This is a genomic window from Nocardioides sp. IC4_145, from assembly GCF_011250565.1.
Taxonomy (GTDB): Bacteria; Actinomycetota; Actinomycetes; order Propionibacteriales; family Nocardioidaceae; genus Nocardioides.
Window position 1 is genome coordinate 1 of the sequence record NZ_JAANMS010000044.1, and the last position, 22,917, is coordinate 22,917.

General features: G+C 73.4%; 23 protein-coding genes. 3 read left to right on the forward strand and 20 right to left on the reverse strand.

Annotated elements, in window-relative coordinates; genetic code table 11:
- Together G6553_RS16595 and G6553_RS16600 are read right to left on the reverse strand one after the other, a co-directional pair.
- A partial coding sequence (locus G6553_RS16595) for a glycosyltransferase (RefSeq protein ID WP_166195481.1) occupies positions 1-888 on the reverse strand: 888 nt, incomplete at its 3' end.
- On the reverse strand, positions 885-2,045 hold the full coding sequence (locus G6553_RS16600; RefSeq protein WP_242680575.1) for a sulfotransferase family protein: 1,161 nt from the start codon (positions 2,043-2,045) through the stop codon (positions 885-887). The genes G6553_RS16600 and G6553_RS16595, both read right to left, overlap by 4 nt.
- 34 nt (positions 2,046-2,079) lie before the next feature.
- Between G6553_RS16600 and G6553_RS16605 the strand changes: the two genes are divergently transcribed.
- Positions 2,080-3,210 carry a glycosyltransferase family 2 protein gene (locus tag G6553_RS16605; protein ID WP_166195484.1) on the forward strand — a complete coding sequence of 377 codons (1,131 nt, stop codon included), beginning with the start codon at positions 2,080-2,082 and terminating at the stop codon, positions 3,208-3,210.
- A gap of 7 nt (positions 3,211-3,217) precedes the next feature.
- Here the strand turns inward: G6553_RS16605 and G6553_RS16610 are convergent, their stop codons facing one another.
- From G6553_RS16610 to G6553_RS16620, 3 genes are read right to left on the reverse strand one after another with little or no spacing between them, the layout of a single operon-like run.
- Positions 3,218-4,165 carry an ABC transporter substrate-binding protein gene (locus G6553_RS16610; RefSeq protein WP_166195487.1) on the reverse strand — a complete coding sequence of 316 codons (948 nt, stop codon included), beginning with the start codon at positions 4,163-4,165 and terminating at the stop codon, positions 3,218-3,220.
- A gap of 59 nt (positions 4,166-4,224) precedes the next feature.
- Entirely contained in the window at positions 4,225-4,953 is a 729-nt protein-coding gene (locus G6553_RS16615; protein WP_166195490.1) for an ABC transporter permease subunit, read from the reverse strand.
- Positions 4,950-5,687 (reverse strand): ABC transporter permease, encoded by a 738-nt coding sequence (locus G6553_RS16620; protein WP_347565773.1) that lies wholly within the window; start codon positions 5,685-5,687, stop codon positions 4,950-4,952. The genes G6553_RS16615 and G6553_RS16620 overlap by 4 nt, the downstream gene beginning before the upstream one ends.
- 37 nt (positions 5,688-5,724) lie before the next feature.
- Here G6553_RS16620 and G6553_RS16625 point away from each other — a divergent pair, with 37 nt between their 5' ends.
- Positions 5,725-6,687 (forward strand): ATP-binding cassette domain-containing protein, encoded by a 963-nt coding sequence (locus G6553_RS16625; RefSeq protein ID WP_166195581.1) that lies wholly within the window; start codon positions 5,725-5,727, stop codon positions 6,685-6,687.
- Between the two features lie 155 nt (positions 6,688-6,842).
- On the opposite strand, the gene G6553_RS22260 is transcribed toward G6553_RS16625, so the two are convergent.
- From G6553_RS22260 to dacB, 12 genes are all read right to left on the reverse strand, one after another.
- Entirely contained in the window at positions 6,843-7,928 is a 1,086-nt protein-coding gene (locus tag G6553_RS22260; protein WP_207619907.1) for a GNAT family N-acetyltransferase, read from the reverse strand.
- 63 nt (positions 7,929-7,991) lie between these two features.
- Positions 7,992-8,606 (reverse strand): hypothetical protein, encoded by a 615-nt coding sequence (locus G6553_RS16635; RefSeq protein WP_166195496.1) that lies wholly within the window; start codon positions 8,604-8,606, stop codon positions 7,992-7,994.
- 10 nt (positions 8,607-8,616) lie between these two features.
- A complete protein-coding gene (locus G6553_RS16640) occupies positions 8,617-9,111 on the reverse strand; it encodes a DUF3180 domain-containing protein (protein ID WP_166195499.1) in 495 nt (164 codons plus the stop codon).
- A complete protein-coding gene (gene folK / locus G6553_RS16645) occupies positions 9,108-9,677 on the reverse strand; it encodes a 2-amino-4-hydroxy-6-hydroxymethyldihydropteridine diphosphokinase (RefSeq protein WP_166195502.1) in 570 nt (189 codons plus the stop codon). The genes G6553_RS16640 and folK overlap by 4 nt, the downstream gene beginning before the upstream one ends.
- Entirely contained in the window at positions 9,670-10,038 is a 369-nt protein-coding gene (folB, locus tag G6553_RS16650; protein ID WP_166195505.1) for a dihydroneopterin aldolase, read from the reverse strand. Before folB ends, folK begins: the two co-directional genes overlap by 8 nt.
- On the reverse strand, positions 10,035-10,880 hold the full coding sequence (gene folP / locus G6553_RS16655) for a dihydropteroate synthase (RefSeq protein WP_166195586.1): 846 nt from the start codon (positions 10,878-10,880) through the stop codon (positions 10,035-10,037). Before folP ends, folB begins: the two co-directional genes overlap by 4 nt.
- 98 nt (positions 10,881-10,978) lie before the next feature.
- Positions 10,979-11,596, reverse strand: a complete 618-nt coding sequence (gene folE, locus G6553_RS16660; protein WP_166195508.1) for a GTP cyclohydrolase I FolE — start codon at positions 11,594-11,596, stop codon at positions 10,979-10,981.
- Positions 11,593-13,680, reverse strand: a complete 2,088-nt coding sequence (gene ftsH, locus G6553_RS16665) for an ATP-dependent zinc metalloprotease FtsH (protein WP_166195511.1) — start codon at positions 13,678-13,680, stop codon at positions 11,593-11,595. The genes folE and ftsH overlap by 4 nt, the downstream gene beginning before the upstream one ends.
- Before the next feature lie 227 nt (positions 13,681-13,907).
- Positions 13,908-14,459, reverse strand: a complete 552-nt coding sequence (hpt, locus tag G6553_RS16670; protein ID WP_166195514.1) for a hypoxanthine phosphoribosyltransferase — start codon at positions 14,457-14,459, stop codon at positions 13,908-13,910.
- 43 nt (positions 14,460-14,502) lie between these two features.
- The gene (gene tilS / locus G6553_RS16675; RefSeq protein WP_166195517.1) at positions 14,503-15,516 is read right to left on the reverse strand and encodes a tRNA lysidine(34) synthetase TilS; all 1,014 of its coding nucleotides are present in this window, start codon (positions 15,514-15,516) and stop codon (positions 14,503-14,505) included.
- Between the two features lie 7 nt (positions 15,517-15,523).
- A complete protein-coding gene (locus G6553_RS16680; RefSeq protein ID WP_242680576.1) occupies positions 15,524-16,561 on the reverse strand; it encodes a zinc-dependent metalloprotease in 1,038 nt (345 codons plus the stop codon).
- A 10-nt stretch (positions 16,562-16,571) separates the two neighbouring features.
- Positions 16,572-18,014, reverse strand: coding sequence for a D-alanyl-D-alanine carboxypeptidase/D-alanyl-D-alanine-endopeptidase (dacB, locus tag G6553_RS16685; RefSeq protein ID WP_166195520.1), 1,443 nt, complete (start codon positions 18,012-18,014; stop codon positions 16,572-16,574).
- Positions 18,015-18,118: 104 nt separating this feature from the next.
- On the opposite strand from dacB, the gene G6553_RS16690 reads away from it, so the two are divergent.
- Positions 18,119-18,613: an inorganic diphosphatase gene (locus G6553_RS16690; RefSeq protein WP_166195523.1), complete on the forward strand. Its 495-nt coding sequence runs from the start codon at positions 18,119-18,121 to the stop codon at positions 18,611-18,613.
- Between the two features lie 92 nt (positions 18,614-18,705).
- Here the strand turns inward: G6553_RS16690 and G6553_RS16695 are convergent, their stop codons facing one another.
- From G6553_RS16695 to G6553_RS16705, 3 genes are all read right to left on the reverse strand, one after another.
- Positions 18,706-20,751: an acyl-CoA dehydrogenase gene (locus G6553_RS16695; RefSeq protein ID WP_166195526.1), complete on the reverse strand. Its 2,046-nt coding sequence runs from the start codon at positions 20,749-20,751 to the stop codon at positions 18,706-18,708.
- A gap of 90 nt (positions 20,752-20,841) precedes the next feature.
- Positions 20,842-21,885 (reverse strand): phosphatase PAP2 family protein, encoded by a 1,044-nt coding sequence (locus G6553_RS16700; RefSeq protein ID WP_347565774.1) that lies wholly within the window; start codon positions 21,883-21,885, stop codon positions 20,842-20,844.
- A 43-nt stretch (positions 21,886-21,928) separates the two neighbouring features.
- Positions 21,929-22,915 (reverse strand): ABC transporter ATP-binding protein, encoded by a 987-nt coding sequence (locus tag G6553_RS16705; RefSeq protein WP_166195529.1) that lies wholly within the window; start codon positions 22,913-22,915, stop codon positions 21,929-21,931.
- Positions 22,916-22,917: the final 2 nt, after the last annotated feature.

The following is a 22,917-nucleotide window of genomic DNA, read 5'->3' on the forward strand; positions in this document are numbered from 1 at the left end:
TCGCGGGAGCCACTCGTGGGTGACGTGGTCGACGATGTGCTGCCCGGCGGGGGCCTCGATCCGGACGACGCCGGCGGGGACGGTGCCGTCGCGCAGCGCGTTGAAGACCTCCCACTCGCGCCGCTTGCGCTTGTTGCGCCAGGACGTGGCGAACGACGCCGGGTCGGTCCAGTGGGCGAACTCGTCGCCGTCGAGGTACTTGAGCTCCACGCACAGCCCGAACGGCAGCCCGATCGACCGGACGTCCTCCGGCGTCGTGCGGATCTCCCACTCGAAGGCCTTGGTGTAGACGAAGTCCGGGCCGATCGGGAAGCCCCACTCCTCGGCGTTGCGGAGGCCGAGGTCGAGGTAGCCGAGGGAGTCGGAGGCGAGGAACAGCGGGTGCCGCGGCACCCGCACGATCGTCTGCACGTCGCCGACCTGCCAGCCGAGGTCGGCGATGGACACCTCGCCCTCGGTGGTCAGGACCATGTCGCCGTCCCACTTCCACGAGTAGCGGGTGCCGACCTGCGCGAAGCACCAGTTGTAGAAGTACGACAGCGAGTGCACCGACAGCTCGTGCACGGCGAGGTGCTCGGCGCCGGCGCGCGCGACGGCGAAGGGGTACGACGTGAGCGTGAGCTTGTCGGGACGTCCGTGCCGCTCGGCGGTCTCGCGCACGACGTCGGGCGTGCCGTCGGTGGAGCCGTTGTCGACGACGAGCACGTGGTCGCAGGCGCGCAGCAGCGGCGGCAGGACGAACGGCAGCGAGGGCGCCTCGTCCTTGACCCGCAGCACGGCGGTGGTGCCGGGGCGCAGCCCCTCGGGCCGGGCCCAGGGCCAGGTGATGTCGTAGTCGGTGTGGCCCTCGAGGTTGGTCAGGCCGGTGCGGCCGAGGTGCGCAGTCACGGGCGCGTCTTGCCGACGGCCTTGCGCAGGCCGCGGCGGACCGACGGCGGGATGGCGGCGCGCAGGCCGTGCGGGATGCGGTCGGCGAGGTCACCGGCCGGCGCGGCGGGAGCGGCCGCGGCCGGGCCACCACCGGGGCGACCGGCGTTCGGGCGGCCCTTGAGCTCGCGGCGCACGGCCTGCTCGGCGGCGACCACCGAGGACCGCGAGATCGCCTCGGACTCCTCGTAGAGCTCGACGTACGCCTCGCGCAGCTGGTCGAGGTTGTGGTGCACGTCGGGGGTGTCGCCGCCGGGGTCGGCGAGCTTGTTGAGCTCGGCCCAGGTGTCGGCGGTGAGGTCGTGCAGCCGCTTCGGCAGGCCGAGGTCCTCCAGCGACTGGGTGACGCGGCGCAGGGAGGGGTCGACGAAGCGGTGGCCGTCGCGGATCTGCTCGCTGCGCGCGTGGAGGACGTGCTGCAGGCCGAGCGTCTCGCCGGCGTGCATGCAGGTCTTGGTCCAGTCGTCGAGCAGGTCGGCGTACCGCACGAAGACCCGCGCGCTGCCGTCGCCGCCCTCGATCGAGCCGCGGGTGGCGCGCTCGGTGTGGAGCAACATGTTCAGCCACGAGGCCGCGAGGTGGGCCGAGCCGAGGCGGTTCTTGTAGTAGGTCTGCTTGCTGCCGACGACCTCGGCCGGCGGCCGGAGCATCGTGGCGAAGACGGGGGTGGCGCCGGTGCGGACGGCCGCGACGCGCCACAGGGAGAGGAACCACGCCAGGCGCGGGTCCTTGACGACGAGCTCGCTGCTGACCGCGAAGTGCGACTCGAGCCACTCGGCGGTGGTGATCCGCTCCTTCTCGCGGGTGGAGACCCGGCCGGTCTCGAACCACGCGTCGGGTCGCGAGTCGCTGACCTGGACGCCGGCCTCCTTCAGGAGGCGGTCGTGGTGCTCGACGGCCCAGGCCGGCTCACCGAAGCCCTTGGGGTTGGTCTCGTCGGCGACCACCTCGGGCTGCGGCACGTGCAGGCCGAGGATCTGCATCAGCCCGGCCATCGTGCTGGTGCCGCTGCGCCCGGCGCCGGCGACGAAGAGCACCTTGCGGGGGTAGTCGGCGGGGTCGACGGCGGACGGGTCCGCAGGCTGCTGTGCGGAGGGGACGGCGTCGGGGGCACTCACGACCAGGGAGCCTATCGCTCACTACTGTCGGCCCATGCAGCTGCGACCGTGGGCCCGGCGCCGGCCAGGGCGCCGGACGCGGGTGAGCGTCGTGGTCCCGGTGTACGACGTCGAGCAGTACCTCGCGGAGTGCCTCGACAGCGTGCTGGCGCAGGCCTCACGGCAGCTCGAGCTCGAGGTCCTCGTCGTCGACGACGGCTCGCCGGACGGCTCGGGCGCGATCGCGGACGAGTACGCCGCCCGGGACCCGCGGGTGCGGGTCGTCCACACCGAGAACCGGGGCCTGGGCGCGGCCCGCAACGAGGGGCTGCGGCACGTCACCGGGGAGGTCCTGGCGTTCGCGGACTCCGACGACGTCGTGCCGCCCGGTGCGTACGCCGTGCTGCTGGGGCAGCTGGCGCGCACGGGCAGCGACCTGGTGACCGGCTCGGTCGCGCGCTGGGAGGACGGCGGGCTGGCCGAGCCACCGTGGATGCGCCGGCTGCACGCGCAACGCGGCGCGTCCACCATCGAGGAGCACCCCGAGCTCCTGGGCGACGTCTTCGCGTGGAACAAGCTCTACCGCCGCGACTTCTGGGAGTCCGCGGGGCTGTCCTGGCCGGAGGGCGTGCGCTACGAGGACCAGCCGACGACGACCGAGGCGTTCCTGCGGGCGCGGCGGTTCGCGGTCGTGCCGGAGGTGGTCTACCACTGGCGGATCCGCCACGACGGCAGCTCCATCACCCAGCAGCGCTCGTCGCTGACCGACCTGCGCGACCGGTGGACCACCAAGCGGATGGCGCTGGTCAGCGTCGAGGCGCACGGCTCGGCCGAGGTGCTCCGGGTCTTCCGCGACCGGGTCCTGGCCGGGGACCTGCACCGCTACTTCGACGAGCTGCCCGGCTGCCCCGACGACTGGTGGGAGCTGCTGCACGCCGGCGTCGTCGAGCTGTGGGGCGACCGGTCGCTCACGCACTCCGGGCTGACGCCGGCGTACCGCCTCGTGGGGTGGCTGGTCGAGCAGGGCCGCCGCGAGGACGCGGCCGCCGTCGTCGAGCACGTCCGCGCCCACCGCGGGCCGCTCCCCCGCGTCCGGACAGCAGCAGGGCCGCGGATCGACGTGCCGGTCATCGACCTGGACACCGTCGCACCCGCGGCCCTGGAGCTGCGACCGCACGAGGTCTAGGGCCGGGTCAGAGCAGGCCCTCCTGCTCGAGGAAGTCGCGGGCGACGTCCTCGGGCTTCTCCCGGTCCACCGCGACGCGGCCGTTGAGCTCGGTCAGGTTCTCGGTGGTCAGCGCGTCCATCAGGCCCTCGAGCAGGTCCTCGACGTCCGGGTGCTGCTCGAGGAAGTCGGTGGCGACGGCAGGCACGAGGTTCTGCGCCGGCTGGATCTGCTTGTCGTCCTCGAGGACCACGAGGCCCTGCGACTCCAGCGTGCCGTCGGTGGTGCTGGTCAGGCCGAGCTGGGACTCGCCGTCGAGCACCGACTGGTAGGTCTGGTCGCTGGCGAACCCCAGCGGCAGGACCTTGGTGACGTCGATGCCGTACTCGTCGACCAGGCCGCCCTCGCAGTCCAGCCGGCCCTCGCAGTCGGGGGCCGCCGCGAGCACGACCGACTCGCCCTCGAGGTCGGAGAGCTTCGAGACGCCGTTCTCGTCGGCGTACTCCTGGGTCACGAAGAAGGCGTTGGTGTCGGTCGCCTCCGAGACGTCGAGCAGCGTGATGCCGGCGGCGTCGAGGAGGTCCTCGCCCTGCTCGGCCAGCTCCTCGCCGTCGCCGGCGGTGAACGGCTCGGCCCGGTCGCCCAGCTTCCGAGCGTTGAGCTCGTTGACGATGCCGCCGACGTACTCCGGCACGACGTCGATGTCGCCCGGGAACGTCTCGATGTAGACGCTGCGGGAGTCCACTAGCCTGACGGTCGGCTCGTAGCCGGCGTCGGCGAGGAGCTGCTCGTACATCGAGGCGACCAGTGTCGCCTCGGGGAAGTTCTGGCCGGAGATGCTGACCGGCCCGCCGGCGGTGGCCGCCGGGGTCGAGTCGTCGTCGGCGGTGGTGTCGTCGAGGTCGTCGCCGGCACAGCCGGCGAGGAGGAGCGATCCCGCCGCGAGCGCGGCGGCGAGGGTGCGTCGTACCTGCATGGCTGTGCGTCCTTCTGTGTCCCGCGGCTCTGCTCACCGCGCGTGTCCGGAGAAGCGGGTCACCCGACTGGGTGAAGGCCCGTCGACACAGTAGCCAGGGGGTCCCGACGTTCCCGGGTGGCGAGGCGCTGCGCCCCGGCGGCGAGCAGCTCGAGGAGGAGCGCGACGACGGCGACGACGACGGCGCCGGCGATGCCCTGGCCGTACTGGCTGCGGTAGAAGCCGTCGGTGATCACGCGCCCCAGCCCGGGCCCGGCCACGAGCGCCGCGATGGTGGCGGTCGCCCAGACCTGCACGAGCGCGAGGCGTACGCCGGAGGCCACCAGCGGCAGCGCGAGGGGCAGCTCGACCCGCCAGAACCGTTGGGCGCCGGTCATCCCCATCCCGTCGGCCGCCTCGCGGACGTCCGCCGGGACCTCCCGGACCGCGACGTAGCCGTTGGTGATGATCGGCGGCAGCGCGAAGAGCGTGAGCGCCAGCAGCGTCGCGACCCCGGCCCGGCCGTACGGACCGAACGAGTCGGTGCCGGGCCAGCCCAGCGTCACCAGCACCGCGAGGAGCGCGAAGGTCGGCACGGCCCGGCCCACGTTGGAGATGTTCACCGCGAGGAAGCCGCCGCGGCCGAGGTGGCCCAGGCCGAGCGCGACCGGCAGGCCGACGACGAGCGCGAGCAGCAGGGCGGTGAAGGTCAGCAGCAGCTGCTGGACCAGCAGCTCCAGCATCCCGCCCTCGCCGGTCCAGCTGCCGGCGGCGAGCAGGAAGTCCCAGGCGTCCTGGAGCACCCTCATGCAGCAGCCCTCCCCGTGCGCGTGGTGCGGCCCGCCCGGGTCCACGGCGTCAGCAGGCGCTCGGCGAGCACGATGAGCGCGTCGAGGACGAACGCGATGACCACGCACAGCACCGCGGCGGTCAGCAGCTCGGCGCGGAAGTTGGTGGTGACGCCGTCCCGGATCAGGTTCCCGAGCCCGCCGTACGACACCAGCGAACCGACGGTCGTCAGGGCCACCGTCGAGACGGTCGCGACCCGCAGTCCGGCCATCACCACCGGCAGGGCGAGAGGCATCTCGACGCGCAGGAGGAGCCGGCCGGCGCCGTACCCCAGGCCGCGCGCGGACTCCCGGACGTCGTCGGGGACCGAGCGCAGCCCCTCGAGGAACGCGCGGACCAGCACCGTCAGCGCGTAGAGCGCCAAGCCGATGACGACGGTGGTCATCGTCAGGCCGGTGAACGGCACGAGCAGCGGGAAGAGCGCGATCGACGGCACCGTGTAGAGCCCCGTGCTGAGCCCCAGCACCGAGGACTCCAGCCGCGGCAGCCGCCGTGCGAGCAGCGCCAGCGGCACCGCCAGCGCGACGCCGAGCGCGACGGCCAGCACGGTGATCAACAGGTGCTGGCTGGTGGCGTCGAGGATCTCCTCGCGCCGGTCACGGACGTAGTCGAGGCAGAACCACTCGTTGGTGAGCCGGCTGTAGCAGCTCGGCTCGGCTGCGGGCGCGGGTGCGGCCGCCGCCAGTACTGTCACGCGCATGGACGCTACCGGCCCTGCGGGCGGGACCGCGATGATCCGGCTCTCGGGCGTCGGCAAGACCTACGGCGACGGGACGGTCGCCGTGCAGGCGCTCGACCTCGAGGTCGCCGCAGGGGAGCTGCTGTGCCTCGTCGGGCCCTCGGGCTGCGGCAAGTCGACGACGCTGAAGATGATCAACCGGCTCATCGAGCCCAGCACCGGCCGGATCGAGATCGACGGGCGCGACGTCACCGCCGAGGACCCGGTGCGGCTGCGGCGCGGCATCGGCTACGTCATCCAGCAGGTCGGGCTCTTCCCGCACCAGAAGATCGTCACCAACGTGATGACCGTGCCGCTGCTGTACGGCGAGTCGAAGGCGACCGCCCGCGCCCGGGCCACCGAGCTGATGGAGCTCGTCGGGCTCGACCCGGCGACGTACGCCGACCGCTACCCCCACCAGCTCTCCGGCGGCCAGCGGCAGCGTGTCGGCGTGGCCCGCGCGCTCGCCGCGAACCCGCCGGTGCTGCTCATGGACGAGCCGTTCGGTGCCGTCGACCCGGTGGTGCGGGTGCGGCTGCAGGACGAGTTCCTCCGGCTCCAGCGCGAGCTCGGCAAGACCGTCGTGCTCGTCACGCACGACATCGACGAGGCGGTGCGGATGGGCGACCGGGTCGCGGTGTTCGCCGCCGGTGGCCGGCTCGCGCAGCACGCGACGCCGGCCGAGCTGCTCGCCCGGCCCGCCGACGACTTCGTCGCGGACTTCGTCGGGTCCGAGCGGGGGCTGCGCCGGCTCTCGGTCACCCCGGTGGACCCCGCGCACCTCGAGCCGCTCGACGACGTGCGCCTCGGCGACCTCGGCGCCGCGGTCGAGGTCGGCGCCACCCTCGAGGAGGCCCTCGCCGCGATGCTGCGCAGCGACCACGGGATGGTCGGCGTCAAGCGGGGCCCGGTCTTCCTCGGCGTCCTCACCCCTGCCGGCGTCCACCGAGCCCTCCGCGCCTCCCTCGCCGGCTGACCCGGCGGACCCGGCAGATCGGGCTCGGGTCGCGGGTCGGGGTCGGGGTCCGCGCGTCGACCATCGTGCAATTGCGCGGAAGTCGACCGGTGGAAGCGCTCCCGCACGTCCACAACCGCGCAATTGCGCGATCGTGGCCGGCCCGCGCCTGCCGGCTAGGCGACGGGGACGTCGCGGTGCCAGGACTCGGTGACGTACTTCGTGGCCCAGCCCATGGAGGTGTAGAGACCGTCGGCCCCGGTGGAGGAGTCGGCGTCGACCTCGAGGCCCACGCGGTCGCGGCCGCGCTCGGCGGCGTCGGCGATGATCGTGCGCAGCAGGCCCTTGGCGACGCCGCGGCCGCGGGCGGCCTCGAGGACGCCGAGGTACTCGACGTACGACCCGTCCGGCCCGCCGCCGGAGCTCTCGGAGACCGCACCGACGAGCGTGCCGACGGCGGTGCGGCCGCCGTCCTCCACGAGCTCGGCGAGCCACCAGTGGTCCCAGCGGTGGCCGGGGTCCTCGCGGAGCCGGTGGACGAACTCCTCGAAGGTCTCCTCGTGGTGGTTGAAGTGGTCGACGAAGGCGCCCTCGAGCACGTCGTGGACCTTGCGCAGGTCGTCGGCGTCAGGCATCCCGCCGTCGGCGCGGCGCACACGCCGGAAGACGACGCCCTTGCCCTCCCACCGGGCCGGCGAGGGCACCAGCCGCGCCTCGTCGGCGGTCACCGGCCGGCTCATCTGCCACCAGGTGCGCACCCGCTCGAAGCCGGCATCGGCGAGCCACTTGTGCTGCCGCTCGTCGTCGGCGAAGGCGCCGGTGTCGATCTGCTGGCTCTCCAGCCCGCGGGCGGCGCCGAGCACCTTGGCCTGGCCGACGCCCCACTCGAAGAGCACGTCGGAGCAGGCCTTGGCGATCCGCTCGGGCAGGTCGCGCTCGACGACGTGCACGAAGAGCATCCGGCCGGCGGCGCGGTCGTGGGCGCTCGCCCAGGCGCGGATCTCGCCCTCGGCATCGCGGACGACGACGTTCTGGCGCATCCGCAGGCCGTGCTCGGAGACCTCGACGAGGACGTCGTCGACGCCGGCGCCGGCCCAGCCGCGGCCGTGCCGCTCGTGGGCGCGCAGCAGGTGCGTCAGCCGGGCGACGTCGAACCGGTCGGCCGGGTCGGGTGTCCCGACCTCCCACCCGCTCGGCAGCCCGGGCGCCTCGGCCACGAGCTCCTCGGGGTCGTTCTCGAACCGGGAGTCCTCAGGGATCACGAAGGACAAGTCTCCCCGGTGGCCGGGTCGGCAAACCCCCGCGGGGTACGCCGGGTGCCCGGCTCAGGCGCGCTTGCGGCTCGCCTCGGCGGTCTGCCAGGCGGCGGTGACGACCTCGAGCTCGGCGCGCAGGACGTCGACCTCCTGCTCGAGCTCGGCCATCCGGACGATCGCCTCGGCGGCGCGCTCCTCGGCCGCGTCGAGGTCGGCGGCGAGCTCCGTGCGGGCGCGGTCGGCCGCGTCGGCCCGGCGCGCCTCGGTGCCCAGCTTGAGGGTGGCGTCGGCGACGCGCTGCTGCGCGGCGGTCAGGCCCTGCTCGAGGTCGGCGATGCTCGCCTCGCGCTCGGCGATGCGGCGCTCGACGGTCTCGACGTACGTCGCGTGCTCGGCGGCGCGCTCCTCGGTCAGCCGGCGGTAGGCCTGCGCCTGCTCGGCCCGGTCGCGCGCGGCGTCGCGACGGGACTGGGCCAGCTCGGCGGAGGTGATCCGCGTGGCGGCCGCGCCGAGGAGCACGGCCAGCACGGCGGCGGCAGCGGTGAGCCCCCACGAGCCGGTGGCGATGGCCGCCGCGACGGCGACCGCGCCCACCACGAGCAGCCCGACGGCCACGGTCAGCCGCGTCGAGCGCTGCCGGCGACGCGAGGCAGGAGTGACCGATGGTGCCGCTGAGGTTGCCATGTCCAGCAGGTTAGGGCGCCGGGTCGTCGGACCGGACGCGACACGCGCGCTCGAGCAGCAACGCGGTCACCGCCACACCGGCCCCGGTCAGCGCCGCCGCGGCCGAGCGCCAGGCACGCTGCTCGGCCAGCTCGGCCGGCACCCCGAGCCAGGAGACGGCGTACCCGAGGTAGCCGCCGGCGGCCAGCGCGCCGACGTACGCGCACGCCCGTGCGAGCACCAGCCGGTTGACCGCCTGCTGCGGGTCGAGCCGCTCCCGGCGCACGTGCACCTGCCGGTAGGTGATCCAGGCGGTCGCGCCGAGGATCGCGACGACCAGCAGCAGGGCCAGCGGCTGCGCCCAGGTGACGAGCGGCGGGGTTCCCCAGCGGTCCGCGACCGGGTGCACCAGCCACCCGCCGACCAGGCCGACGACGGCCCAGGCGGTCAGCGCCGCCGGCGAGGTGGGCCGGAGGCTGCCGCCCGGCTCCTCCGGCGGGCCGGGGTCGCCGAGCGGGTCGCTCACCCGACCTCGAGCGTCAGGTCCTCACGCAGTGTCAGCCCGTCGGTGCCGATCCCGGCCAGCAGCTCGCTGATCGGGCCGTGGCCCGGCAGCTCGGCGTCGGGCTCGAGGTCGAACCACGGCTTCAGGACGAACGCGCGCTCGTGGGCCCGGGGGTGCGGCAGTCGCAGGCTCGGCTCGTCGCTGCGGCGGTCGCCGACGACGACGAGGTCGACGTCGAGGGTGCGCGGGGCGTTCGGGACCTCGCCGCGCTCGCGCTCGAAGGCGTCCTCGATCGCCAGCGCGCGGTCCATGAGGCGGCTCGCGGCGAGCGTGGTGTCGATGAGGACGACGGCGTTGAGGTACGTCTTCGCGTCCGCCGGGGAGTCGACCGGGTCGGTCTCGTAGACCGGCGACGCGGCGGTCACCCACACGTCGGGGGTGTCGGCGATGGCGTTGACCGCGCCCTGCAGGCTCGCCATCCGCTCACCGAGGTTGGACCCCAGGGCCAGGACCGCACGACGGATCGGACGCATCTCCCCGGTGAGGGTGTCGGCGTCGATGATGTGCGGGTTGGGGGTCTCAGTCACGGTGGGCCCTCCGAGTGATGGTGAGTGCGACGTCGGCGAACGTCGCGTCGACGGGTGCGTCCGGCTTGTGGACCGTGACCCGCGCCCAGGCGACCTTGGCGTCCGCCAGGCAGACGTCCGCGATGCGCTGGGCCAGGGTCTCGATCAGGTCGACCGGGTCTTTCTCCACGGCGGCCTTCACCGCCGCCACGAGACTTCCGTAGTCCACGGTGTCGTGCAAGTCGTCACTCGCCGCCGCGGGGGCGGTGTCGACGCCGAGCGTGAGGTCGACGACGAACGTCTGCCCGTCCCTCCGCTCGAAGTCGAAGACACCGTGATGTCCCCAGCACTCGATGCCGGTGACGGAGATCTCGTCGGTCATGGGCGTCCCTCCTGGACGGGTGCGGGGACGGGTGCGCCGGCGGTCGGCTCCTGCAGGGCGGCGACGACCGCGAGGGCGTCACGCGTGGCGCGCACGTCGTGGACGCGGACGCCCCAGACACCCTGCTGGGCCAGGTGGACGACCACCGCGGTGTGGGCGTGCTCGCGCTCCTCGACCGGGCGCGGCGTGCCGTCGTCGGCCGCGAGCAGCCGACCGAGGAACGACTTGCGGCTCGCGCCCACCAGCACCGGCTGGCCGAGCGCGGTGATCGGGTCGAGGTCGCGCAGCAGCTCCCAGTTGTGCTCGCCGCGCTTGGCGAAGCCGAGCCCCGGGTCGAGCACCACGCGGGCCGGGTCGACGCCCGCGGCGAGGACCGCTTCCAGCCGCTCGGACAGCTCGGCCGCGACCGTGCCCACGACGCCGCCGGGTCCGTCGTACGTCGCGAAGTCGGCCATCCGGGTGCTGTGGGCGCGCCAGTGCATGGCGACGTACACCGCGCCGGCCGCTGCGGTGACCTCGAGGACCCGCGGGTCGGCCAGCCCGCCGGAGACGTCGTTGACGATCGTGGCGCCGGCCTCGAGCGCGGCCTCGGCGACCTCGGCGCGCATGGTGTCCACCGACACGACGCCGTCGCGGGAGAGCTCGCGGATCACCGGGACGACCCGGTCGAGCTCCTCGGAGACCAGCGGCCGGGTCGCGCCGGGACGGGTCGACTCGCCGCCGATGTCGAGCACGTCGGCCCCGTCGGCCAGGAGGCTGCGACCGTGGGCGACGGCGGCGTCCGGCTCGACGTACCGGCCGCCGTCGGAGAACGAGTCGGGCGTGACGTTGACGATCCCCATCACCCGGGGACGGCCGATCGGGAGGAACAACCCACCGACCGCCGACGCCGGGGCGGCGTCGTGGTGCTGGCCCGGCTGGAGCGTCGCCACGGCAGCCCTCAGCGGGTGCCGCGGATCAGCGCCATCGCCTCGGCGCGCGTCGCGGGCTCGGTGAGGAAGCTGCCGCGCACCGCGGACGTGATGGTGCGCGCGCCGGCCTTGCGGACGCCGCGCATCGTCATGCACAGGTGCTCGGCCTCGATGACGACGATGACGCCGCGGGCCTCGAGCAGCCGCACCATCGCGTCGGCGACCTGGGTGGTCAGCCGCTCCTGGACCTGCGGGCGGCGGGCGTAGAGGTCGACCAACCGCGCCAGCTTGGACAGCCCGGTGATCTTGCCCGACTCCGCCGGGATGTAGCCGACGTGCGCGACGCCGGTGAACGGGACCAGGTGGTGCTCGCACATCGACCACAGCTCGATGTCGCGGACCAGCACCATCTCCTCGTGGCCGATGTCGAACGTCGTGGACAGCACGTCCTCGGGCCGCATCCGCAGCCCGGCCGTGACCTCGGCGTACGCCCGGGCCACGCGGGCCGGGGTGTCGAGCAGGCCCTCGCGCTCCGGGTCCTCACCGATGGCGATGAGCAGCTCGCGGACCGCCGCCTCGGCGCGTGCCTGGTCGAACGGCGGCACCTCGGCCGGGTCGCGCTCGACCTGGCTCACGCGGTCGGTCATGCGGTCCCGCCGGGGTAGGGACCCGGGCTCGGCGGCGTCGGCGGGTCCACCGGCCCGGCCGGACCCGCGCCCGGGCCGCCGTGCACGTCGCCGCCGGGGCCCGGCGGGGTGACGATCGAGCCGGCCTCGCCGTTCGGGGCGACCGCGGCGTTGGCCTTGGCCCGGTCGCGGATCTCCTGCGGGATCTCGATCGGGGGGATCGCCGAGGGGTTGCGGTCCGGCGAGCCGGTCCACGCCGGGCGCGGCGAGCGGCGGCGCAGCGGCTCGAAGATCCGGGCGACCTCGGCCTTGTCCAGGGTCTCCTTGTCGAGCAGCGCGAGCACCAGCGCGTCGAGGACGTCGCGGTTCTCCTCGAGGATGTCGAAGGCCTCCTGGTGCGCGGCGGCGAGGAACTTCTTGGTCTCCTCGTCGACGATCGCGGCGACGTCCTCGGAGTAGTTGCGCGAGTGGCCCATGTCGCGGCCCAGGAACGGCTCGCCCTGGGTCTCACCGAGCTTGATCGCGCCGAGCCGCTCGGTCATGCCGTACTGCGTGACCATCGCGCGGGCGAGCGAGGTCGCCTTCTCGATGTCGTTGCCGGCGCCGGTGGTCGGGTCGTGGAAGACCATCTCCTCCGCCGCACGGCCGCCCAGCATGTAGGCGAGCTTGTCGAGCATCTCCGAGCGGGTCTGGGAGTACTTGTCCTCGTCGGGCAGCACCATCGTGTAGCCGAGCGCGCGGCCCCGCGGCAGGATCGTGATCTTGTGGACCGGATCGGTGCCCGGGAGCGCCGCCGCGACGAGGGCGTGGCCGCCCTCGTGGTAGGCGGTGATGAGCTTCTCCTTCTCGCTCATCAGGCGGGTGCGGCGCTGCGGGCCGGCGATCACGCGGTCGATCGCCTCGTCGAGGGCCTGGTCGGTGATCAGCTTCTGGCTGCTGCGCGCCGTCAGCAGGGCGGCCTCGTTGAGGACGTTGGCCAGGTCGGCGCCGGTGAAGCCCGGCGTACGCCGTGCGACCGACAGCAGGTCGATGTCCGGCGACATCGGCTTGCCGCGGCTGTGCACCTGGAGGATCTTGTGGCGGCCGGCGAGGTCGGGGGCGTCGACCTGGATCTGGCGGTCGAAGCGGCCCGGGCGCAGCAGCGCCGGGTCGAGCACGTCGGGACGGTTGGTCGCGGCGATGAGGATGACGCCGCCGCGGACGTCGAAGCCGTCCATCTCGACGAGCAGCTGGTTCAGGGTCTGCTCGCGCTCGTCGTGGCCGCCGCCCATGCCGGCGCCGCGGTGGCGACCCACGGCGTCGATCTCGTCGATGAAGACGATCGCCGGGGCGTTCTCCTTGGCCTGCTCGAACAGGTCGCGCACCCGGCTCGCGCCGACACCGACGAACATCTCGACGAAGTCCGAGCCGGAGATCGAGTAGAACGGCACGCCGGCCTCGCCCGCCACGGCGCGGGCGAGCAGCGTCTTGCCGGTGCCCGGAGGGCCGTAGAGCAGGACGCCCTTGGGGATCTTGGCGCCGACGGCCTGGAACTTCGCCGGCTCCTGGAGGAACTCCTTGATCTCGCCGAGCTCCTCGATGGCCTCCTCGGCGCCGGCGACGTCGGAGAACGTCGTCTTGGGCATGTCCTTGGTGATCAGCTTGGCGCGGCTCTTGGCGAACTGCATGACGCCGCGGCCGCCGCCGCCCTGCACCTGGTTCATGAGGAAGAGGAAGAGCAGGATGATCAGCGCGAACGGCAGGAGCGTCGCAAGGATCGAGCCGAGGAGGCTGGGCTGGGGGTTCTCCGAGTTCGACTTCTCGATCGTGCCCTCGGCCCGCTGCTCGTCGACGGCGTCGATGATGTCGATCTGCTGACCCAGCACGTAGTGGGTCATGACCTTGTCGCCGTCCTCGCGGACGCCGTCGTCGAGGGTCGCCTCGATCTTCTGGTCACCGTCGATGAAGGTGATCTCCGAGACCTCGCCGTTGGCGATGTACTCCTCCATCTGGGAGGTGTCGATCTCGTCGTACCCGCCGTTGGGCGCGAGGTACTGCAGGGCCAGCAGGACGCCGACCACGGCGACCACGATCCAGATCCAAGGACCCTTGAATATCCGCTTCACAGGCTTCTTCCGACGCTCGTCTTGAATCCCTGACGGTACAGGTCCGCGGCAACGGGGAGCAGGACCGGTCCGGGCCGCTCAGCGTGCTCTCAGGAAGGCGGGTCGCCGGGGCGTCGGGGTCACCGGTTCACCGGTGACCCCCTCGCATACCGGGGCAGATCTGCCCCGACAAGCGCGGGACTCCCGTGGCAAGTGCTCGGCTCGGCCGCGCCGTCCGACGTCGGCCGTCAGGAGTAGACGTGCGGCGCGAGGGTGCCGATGTCGCGCAGGTTGCGGTAGCGCTCGCGGTAGTCCAGGCCGTAGCCGACGACGAACTCGTTGGGGATGTCCCACCCGACGTACTTCACGTCGACCGGCATCTGCAGCGCCTCCGGCTTGCGCAGCAGCGTCGCGATCTCGACGCTGGCGGGGTTGCGGCTGCTGAGGTTCGACGTCAGCCACGACAGGGTCAGGCCGGTGTCGATGATCTCGTCGACGATGACCACGTGCCGGCCGCTGATGTCGGTGTCGAGGTCCTTGAGGATGCGCACCACGCCGCTGGACTTGGTGCCCGAGCCGTACGACGAGACCGCCATCCAGTCCATCTCCACGTGGCGGTGGAAGCTGCGGGCCATGTCGGCCATCACCATCACCGCGCCGCGCAGGATGCCGACGATCAGCAGCTCCTTGCCCTCGTAGTCGCGCTCGATGTCGGCGGCCATCTCCTTGATCCGGTCCTGGATCTGGGCCTCGGTGTAGAGCACGTGGAGCAGGTCGTCCGACACGTCAGCAGCGTCCATGCGAGCAGGGTATTCCGACGCCCCCGCGGACGTTCGTCCCGGGTCAGGCGCGGGCGACGACGACGCGGCCGTCCACGCGGCGGGCGCGGAGGTGGCCGGGGAGGTCGACCCACTTCTGGCCGTGCCAGTCGGTGAGGAGGGCGTCGACGGCGAGGACGTGCTCGGAGAAGAGCTCGGAGGCGGGGGCGCCGGCGGCGAGGGCGGCCAGGCGGAGGACGCGGTGGCGGATGGCCGGGTGGTCCTCGAGGAGGGCGTCGACGGGGAGCGAGCCGTCGGGGGCGTCAGCGACGAGATCGGCGAGGGCGGCGTGGCGGGCCTCGGCGAGGTCGTCGAGGTGGTCGACGTCGTGGCGGACCTGGTCGGCGGTGCGGGCGAGGGTGGCGGCGACGCCGGGGCCGAGCTGCTCCTCCAGCACCGGCAGGACGGTGACGCGGACGCGGACGCGGGCGTAGCCGGGGTCGGCGTTGTGGGGGTCGTCCCAGAACGCGATGCCCTCGACCTGGCAGGCGGTGACGGTGTCGTCGCGGGTGACGTCGAGCAGCGGTCGCACGAACGGGCCGAAGGCTCGGCGCATGCCGGCGAGCGAGCGGCCGCCGGAGCCACGGGCCAGCCCGAGCAGGACGGTCTCCGCCTGGTCGTCGCGGGTGTGGCCGAGCAGGACCGTGGCAGGGACGGTGGCCGGGCCGTCGCTGGTGGCGAAGTGGGCGGCGACCTGCTCGAGCACGGCGTACCTCGCCCGCCGGGCCGCCGCCTCGACGCCGAGCCCGGCGGGGTCGACCTGCACGCGGGCCGACAGCGTCTCGTCGGCGCCGAGGTCGGCCATCTGGTCGACGACCCGGGCGGTGTGGTCGGCCGAGCCGTCCTGGAGGCCGTGGTCGACGACCGCGCCGACGACGCGGAGGCCGGCCTTGCGGCCCTCGAAGACGGTGGCGGTAAGCAGGGCGAGGGAGTCGGCTCCGCCGGAGCACGCGACGACGACGGGTACGCCGGGCGGGAGCGGCGCGAGGGCGGCCCGGACGCCGCGGCGTACTGCCGCGACCGCGGGGTGGAGCGACATCAGCGGCTCACAGGACCCGCGAGACCCACAGCTCGGGATCGGCGACCTCGTCGCGGGTGGGGAGGTTCTCGGGGCGCTCCCAGACGGCGTTGAACTCGGCCATGCCGACCTTGTCGACGACGCCGCGGACGAAGCGGGCGCCGTCGCGGTACTGCGCCATCTTCGCGTCGAGGCCGAGCAGGCGGCGGAGGATCCGGTCGAGGGTGCCGACGCCCTTGCGGCGCTCGTCGAAGCTGGCGCGGATCTTCGCGACGCTCGGGATGACGGTGGGTCCGACGCCGTCCATGACCACGTCGGCGTGGCCCTCGAGCAGCGACATGACGGCGGTGACGCGGTCGAGGATCTCCTTCTGCTCCGGCGACCCGACGACGTCGAGCAGGCTGCCGCCGCCGACACCCTGCCGCAGCGACTCCAGGGCCCGCTTGAGGCCGTCGTCGAGCAGCGCGTCGGGCTGCATCGTCGCGGCGAGCGCCTCGATCTGCGCGAACAGGTGGTCGCGCATCCACGGCACCGCGGTGAACTGCACGCGGTGGGTCTCCTCGTGCAGGCACACCCACAGCCGGAAGTCGGTGGGGTCGGCGCCGAGCTCGCGCTCGACGTGGACGATGTTCGGCGCGACGAGCAGCAGCCGGCCGTGCGGGTCGTGGAACGGGTCGAACTGGCCCAGCACCTTGCCGGCGAGGAAGCCGAGGAGCCCTCCGACCTCGGCGCCGGTGACCTTCGAGCCGACCGCCGTCGCGAGCGGACCGGGTGCCTTCTTGCCGGTCAGCTGGTCGACGACGGGGGCGAGCACGGTCTTGAAGCCGTCGGCGTTGGCCTGGACCCAGCCGGCCCGGTCCACGACGAGCACGGGCGCGGTGCGCTCCTGCGCCACGAGCCCGGTGAACTCCCGCACCAGGCCGGTCGAGCGGTCGGCGTCCGCCCGCAGCTCCGCGACCGTGGCCGCGGCCTGGTCGCGGGTGACCTCCGGTCCCTCACCGGCGATCCGGGACCCCAGCGAGACCGCGAGGTCCCAGTCGATCATGGCCTCGACGCGCTCGCTCATGACGCCGAAACTATCCGCAGCGGCAAGCGCCGAGCGCCGCGGCGGCCGCGTCCATGGCGTCGCGGGCCTCCAGGGTGTCCTCGACGCGGACCCGGTCGGCGAGCATCGCGAAGACCATCGTCCGGCCCTCGCGGTCGGTCGCGATCCCGGCCAGCGAGGTGACGCCGGTGAGCGTGCCGGTCTTGGCGCGCACCCGGCCACGGCCCTCGGCCGCCCCGGTGTCGAACCGGTCGGTCAGCGACCCGGTGAACCCCGCCACCGGCAGCCCGGTCAGCACCGGCCGCAGCTCGGGCCGCTCGTCGGAGGCGGCGAGCCGCAGCAGGTCGAGGAGCGCGGCCGGCTCGACCCGGTTCTCCCGCGACAGCCCGCTGCCGTCCCAGAAGACGCTGCGCCCGAGGTCGACGCCCGCCTCCCCCACCAGTCGTACGACGCCGCGCCGGCCGGCCGCGAAGGAGCCGCTGCCTCCGGTGGCCAGCCCCACGTGGCGCAGCAGCACCTCGGCGGCCTCGTTGTCGCTCACCACGAGCACCTGCTCGACGACCTGGGACAGGGGCGCGCTGCTCACCGAGGCCAGCTCGGCCGCTCCGGCGGGCGCGGCCTGCTCGCGGGGGACGCCGACCACCTCGACCCCGCGGCGGGCCAGCACACCGGCGAAGACGGTCGCCGCGGTGAGCGCGGGGTCCTCGACCCGGCCGAACCCCTGGGCGGGGCGACCCTGGTCGACCCAGAGCGCGGTGATCGGCGAGACGACCCCGTCGGGGACGTAGTCGGCCCGCCACCGCGGGCTCACCTCCGGGCCGCTGAACAGCGAGGTGTCGTAGCCGACCCGCACGCGGGTGCGCCCCTCGCCGACCAGCGCGTCGGCGGTCGCCCGGGCGAGGGTCGTGACGTCGGCCCGCTCCGGCCAGACCGGCCCGTCGTTGGGACCCGCCGGCTCGCTCGCCAGGAACGGGTCGCCCCCGCCGACGAGCACGATCCCGCGCGGGCCGGCGTCGACGACCCGCGTCGTGAACCGCGTGGCCGGGTCCATCGCGAGCAGGGCGGCCACGGAGGTGACGATCTTCGTGGTCGACGCCGGGATCGCGAGCGGGGCACCCGAGCCGGAGCGCGCCAGCACGCCGGCGCCGTCGAGCGGGCCGACCGCGGCGAGCACGTGGCGGCCGAGGTCCTCGTCGGCCAGGTGGGGGCGGATCGCGCGCCGCACGGCCGCCGCGGCGACCGGCCCCGGGCCGACCGCCTCCTCGGCGACGACGGGCGCGGCGGCGACCGCCGGCAGGTCGAGCTCCGGCGGCGGCGCGACGGCGGCCGGGTCCGCGGGCCGGCCGGGTTCCAGCCAGCGGTCGAGGACGTCGTACCGCCAGGTCGCCGCGGCGGCCACCGCGAGCACGAGGAGCAGCAGCAGCGGGAGGAGGCGCGCACGCCGATGACCGTGGCGTGCGTCACGTCGCGCCACGATTCCTCCCTCCGGATGAGCGTTGGCGCCCATTCTGCGGGACACTGTGCCCCTGGCCCGTCCCGGGCCGTCCTGAACGCCCCCGGAGCCAGCGGAGGAAACACGTGCTCGAGTTCGACGTCCTGGTCGAGATCCCCAAGGGTCAGCGCAACAAGTACGAGGTCGACCACGAGTCCGGGCGTCTCCGCCTGGACCGGACCCTGTTCACCTCGACGCAGTATCCGGCCGACTACGGCTACATCGAGGACACCCTCGGCATGGACGGCGACCCGCTCGACGCGCTGGTCATCCTCCAGGAGCCGACCTTCCCGGGCTGCCTGATCAAGTGCCGCGCGATCGGCATGTTCCGCATGACCGACGAGGCCGGCGGCGACGACAAGGTCCTCTGCGTCCCGTCGACCGACCCGCGCCTGGAGCACCTGCGCGACATCAGCCACGTCTCGAAGTTCGACCGCCTCGAGATCCAGCACTTCTTCGAGGTCTACAAGGACCTCGAGCCCGGCAAGTCCGTCGAGGGCGCCGAGTGGGTGGGCCGTGCGGAGGCCGAGGCCGAGGTCCACGCCTCCTTCGCCCGGGCCAAGGAGCAGGGCGGCCACTGAGCCCTCCCGGCTCAGCAGCCGGCAGCACCGCACGACGTACGACGAGCGCCCGGTCCCCCGCGAGGGGGCCGGGCGCTCGTCGCACGTCCGGGTCAGGCCGGCGGCCAGTCCAGCAGGTCGGGCGAGCGGAGCATCTCCCGCGGGACGGCGAAGGCGTCGACGAGCTCCTCCGCGAGCGGGCGGATCTTGCGGCACAGGCTGCCGATCTCGCGGCTGATCGCCTTGGACCGGGCGACCGAGAGCCGGCCGTGCTCCATGAACCAGGCGCGGTCGGCCTCGATCGTGCTGAGCGCGAAGAGGTCGCACAGCAGGTTGAGCGCGACCTTCTGGTCGCGGTCGGGCAGCGCGGCGGTCTTGGCGACGAACGCCTCGAGCACCAGCCGCTCGACGTGCGCGCGACCGGCGGCGATGACGTGGTCCTGGACCCGGGAGAACACCTCGCCGGGGTTCATCCCGCGGTCGATGCCGCGCTTGAGGCGCCGGGCGACGCCGGAGACGATGTGCTCCTCGCGGAAGCGGAGCATCGCCAGCTGGTAGTCGGGGTCGAGCAGGCCGGCCTCCTGGTCCCACTCGTCGCCGCCGGGCAGCACGTCGCGGATCCGCTCGAGCAGCTTGTTGACCGCCGTCCGCTCGATGACGGTCTCGACGGCCAGGCCGGTGACGAACCGGACCATGCCGAGCTGGTCCATGTCGCTGAACTCGCTGGCGTAGTCGGTGAGCAGGCCCTTGGCCACCAGCTGCAGCAGGACGGTGTTGTCGCCCTCGAAGGTCGTGAACACGTCGGTGTCGGCCTTGAGCGCGTCGAACCGGTTGACCGAGAGGTAGCCGGCCCCGCCGCACGCCTCGCGGCACTCCTGGATGGTGCGCGTCGCGTGCCAGGTGCCGAGCGCCTTGGTGCCGGCGGCGCGCGCCTCGAGCTCGCGCTGGGTGTGCTCGTCCTCGACCACACCTGACAGCACGTCGTGCAGCTGCGAGGCGAGCTCCTCCTGCGCGAAGTGCAGCGCGTAGGTCCGCGCGAGCAGCGGCAGCAGCCGCCGCTGGTGCATGCCGTAGTCGAGGAGCAGCTCCTCGGTGTCCTCGCTGGTGGCCTCGAACTGGCGGCGCCTGTTGGCGTACTTCACCGCCAGCGTCAGCGCGACCTTCGAGGCGTTGATGCCGGCGCCGCCGACGCAGACCCGGCCCTGGATGAGGGTGCCGAGCATGGTGAAGAAGCGCCGGTTGGGGTTCTCGATGTCGCTCTCGTAGACGCCGGCCGACGTTACGTCGGCGAACCGGTTGAGCAGGTTCTCCCGCGGGATCCGCACGTGGTCGAACCAGATCCGGCCGTTGTCGACGCCGTTGAGGCCCATCTTGCGGCCGTCGTCCTCGATGCGTACGCCGTCGAGCACGGCGCCGTCCTCGTCGCGCAGCGGCACCACGAAAGCGTGCACGCCGTGCCGCTCGCCGGCGACCTCGAGCTGCGCGAAGACGACGCCGAGGCGGGCGTGGGCGGCCGCGTTGCCGATGTAGTCCTTGCGCGCCGCCTCGGTCGTCGTGGTGACGACGAACTCCTGGGTGGCGACGTCGTAGGTCGCGACGGTGCCGAGCGCCTGGACGTTCGAGCCGTGGCCGGACTCGGTCATCGCGAAGCAGCCCATCAGCTTGCCGGTGATGAGGTCCGGCAGGTAGGCGTCGTGGTGGTGCTTGCTGCCGAGCTGGAGGATCGCGCCGCCGAACAGGCCGAACTGCACGCCGACCTTGACCAGCACCGACAGGTCGCCGTAGGCCAGCGTCTCGAACGCCGCGATCGACGCGCCGATGTCGCCGCCGCCGCCGTACTCCTCGGGGAAGCCCATGCCGGTCTGGCCGGTGGCGGCCATCTCGACGACGACCTCCTTGACCCGCTCGCGGAAGTCGGCCATCGACATGGTCTCGGCGTCCTCGAGGATCGAGGAGTAGTCCGCCAGGTTGGTGCGCACGAGGTTGCGGACCTCGGCGTACTTGCCGTCGAGGAGCCGGGTCAGCGCCGGGACGTCGACCTCGGGCCGGCGGTAGCCGGACTTGGACTCGACCTGCGCGTCGGTGTCGGTCTGCGGGGTGCCCCCGGGCTCGGCGGGGACGTCCTCGGCCGAGGACGGGGGCACGGTGTCGGTCGCCATGACCCCCTCGTTACCCGCGGGTCGGTGCGGCCAACCCGGATGGGAGCCGGGTCACGGCGCCGGTCTGGAGCGCCCTGGCCCGCCCGCCGCTCAGTCCCGGACGCGCTCGACCGGGACGGCGGAGGTGGTCGTCGTCGGGTGCGAGGCCAGCCCGTGCCGGTCGAACTTCTGGCCCGTGGCGATGCCGGCGACGTAGAAGGAGAACAGCGCGATGAAGATGCCGGCGACGTCGTCGGCGACGTAGTGCCAGCCGAAGTAGAGCGTCGCGACGACGGTGAGCCCGAAGTTGACCCAGAACAGGATGCGCAGCACGCGGGACTGGACGGTGTACTGCACCATCAACGCCCACAGCAGCGAGATCGCGGTGTGCAGGCTGGCGAAGCCGGCGACGGTCTGGGCCTGGCCGTCGCTCCACAGGACGTTCTGCCGCGCGTTGACCAGGGAGTTCATCAGGTCGGTCGTGCCGGTGTGGGCGAGGTCGTAGAGGTGCGGGTACTCCAGGCCCGGGCCGAGTGTCGGCAGCGCGTAGTAGGAGATCGTCCCGAGGGTCCACGCCAGGCCCTGCGAGGTGACGAACCACCAGCCGAAGGAGAGGTTGCGCGACCACACCAGCCAGACGGTCACGAGGATCGCGACCATCGGGATGAAGAGGAGGTAGAAGGTCGACAGCACGTGCGCGACGACCGTGCGGCCGAGGACGTCGTGGATGATCCCGGCCGGCTCGTGGCCGAAGAACAGGATCCGGTCGACCAGGTGCAGCTCGCGGTCGTACATCCGGCCGCTGACGAGGGGCAGGAACGACTTGAGGTTCCGGTAGCAGACGTAGATGACGTAGAAGCAGACGATGCCGAGCATCACCAGGAGCACGCGCTCGCGGTTCCAGTGCGACCGCAGCCGGTCGCGGACGATGTCAGGCATCTCCTTGACCCGGCCGCGGGAGAGCCACAGCGCCCGCGGCACCAGGTCGAGCGCCAGCGCGCCGATGCACAGCAGCGGCAGGCGCAGCCACGACGGGCCGAGGAAGCTGCCCTCGGGGTCGATCAGCGGCCGGTCGATGAGGACGGCCGTGACGACCGCCCACGCACCGATCACCAACGCGGTCGCGACAAGCAGGGCGTAGGCGCGGCGGTACACGGGGGTCAGTCTAGGTACGTCGCTGCACCGGCACGCGGTGGGTTCAGGGCGCGCCGGCCTCGATCACTCCCAGCACTGCCAGTCGGGAGCGGTCCACGGCGAGCCGCACGTCGGCCCCCAGGGCCGGCCGGCGGTCGAGCGGCGCCACGGCGTCGACCTCGCCGAGCCCGGCGACGTCGACCACCAGGCGCACCTGGGTCGGGGTGGCGCGGGCCGCCCGGACGGTCCCGGCGAGGCGGCCGGCCTCGTCGAGCACGAGCGCCGAGCGGCGTACGGCGACGGCCGGGGCGGGTCGGCCGAGGACCAGCTCGGCGGCGGCCCCCTCCAGCACGCGGGCGTAGCCGAGGAACAGCGCGGTGTCGCGGTCGGCCGGCGCCCGCCACACCTCGTCGATCGCCCCGTGCTGGACGACCCGGCCGCCGCGCATCACCGCGAGCCGGTCGGCCACGGTGAACGCCTCCTCGTGGTCGTGGGTGACCATCAGCGCCGTCGTGCCGGCCTCGCGCAGGATCCGCCGCAGGTCGACGGCCAGCCGCTCGCGCAGGCCGGCGTCGAGGGCGGAGAGCGGCTCGTCGAGCAGCAGCAGCCGCGGCTGCACCGCGAGCGCCCGGGCCAGCGCGACCCGCTGCCGCTCGCCGCCCGACAGCGTGGCGGGCAGCCGGTCGGCGTACCCCTCGAGGCCGACGAGCGCGAGCAGCTCCTCGACGCGGCGGGCCGTGTCGGGGGCCCGGCGCAGCCGCAGGGCGTAGCCGACGTTGCGGGCGACCGAGAGGTGCCCGAACAGCTGGCCGTCCTGGAACATCAGCGCGAAGCCGCGCCTGTGGGTGGGCGTGCGGCCGACGTCGACGCCGTCCCAGGCGATCGTCCCGCCGGCCGGCTCGAGCCCGGCGACCGCGCGCAGCAGCGTGGACTTGCCGCAGCCGGACGGGCCGAGGACGGCGAGGACCTGGCCGTCGGGCAGGTCGAGGGTGACGTCGCGGACGGCGTGCACGCCGTCGTAGGCGACCGAGACATCGGTGAGGGACAGCACTT

Coding starts and splice junctions, on each gene's coding strand:
- G6553_RS16610 (WP_166195487.1), bottom strand. CDS start 4,165: ATGCAGGTACGACGCACCCTCGCCGCCGCGCTCGCGGCGGGATCGCTC.
- folB (WP_166195505.1), bottom strand. CDS start 10,038: ATGACCGACGAGATCTCCGTCACCGGCATCGAGTGCTGGGGACATCAC.
- G6553_RS16625 (WP_166195581.1), top strand. CDS start 5,725: ATGATCCGGCTCTCGGGCGTCGGCAAGACCTACGGCGACGGGACGGTC.
- folE (WP_166195508.1), bottom strand. CDS start 11,596: ATGACCGACCGCGTGAGCCAGGTCGAGCGCGACCCGGCCGAGGTGCCG.
- G6553_RS16635 (WP_166195496.1), bottom strand. CDS start 8,606: ATGGCAACCTCAGCGGCACCATCGGTCACTCCTGCCTCGCGTCGCCGG.
- folP (WP_166195586.1), bottom strand. CDS start 10,880: ATGGGGATCGTCAACGTCACGCCCGACTCGTTCTCCGACGGCGGCCGG.
- G6553_RS16605 (WP_166195484.1), top strand. CDS start 2,080: ATGCAGCTGCGACCGTGGGCCCGGCGCCGGCCAGGGCGCCGGACGCGG.
- G6553_RS16615 (WP_166195490.1), bottom strand. CDS start 4,953: ATGAGGGTGCTCCAGGACGCCTGGGACTTCCTGCTCGCCGCCGGCAGC.
- G6553_RS16695 (WP_166195526.1), bottom strand. CDS start 20,751: ATGGCGACCGACACCGTGCCCCCGTCCTCGGCCGAGGACGTCCCCGCC.
- G6553_RS16680 (WP_242680576.1), bottom strand. CDS start 16,561: ATGAGCGAGCGCGTCGAGGCCATGATCGACTGGGACCTCGCGGTCTCG.
- hpt (WP_166195514.1), bottom strand. CDS start 14,459: ATGGACGCTGCTGACGTGTCGGACGACCTGCTCCACGTGCTCTACACC.
- tilS (WP_166195517.1), bottom strand. CDS start 15,516: ATGTCGCTCCACCCCGCGGTCGCGGCAGTACGCCGCGGCGTCCGGGCC.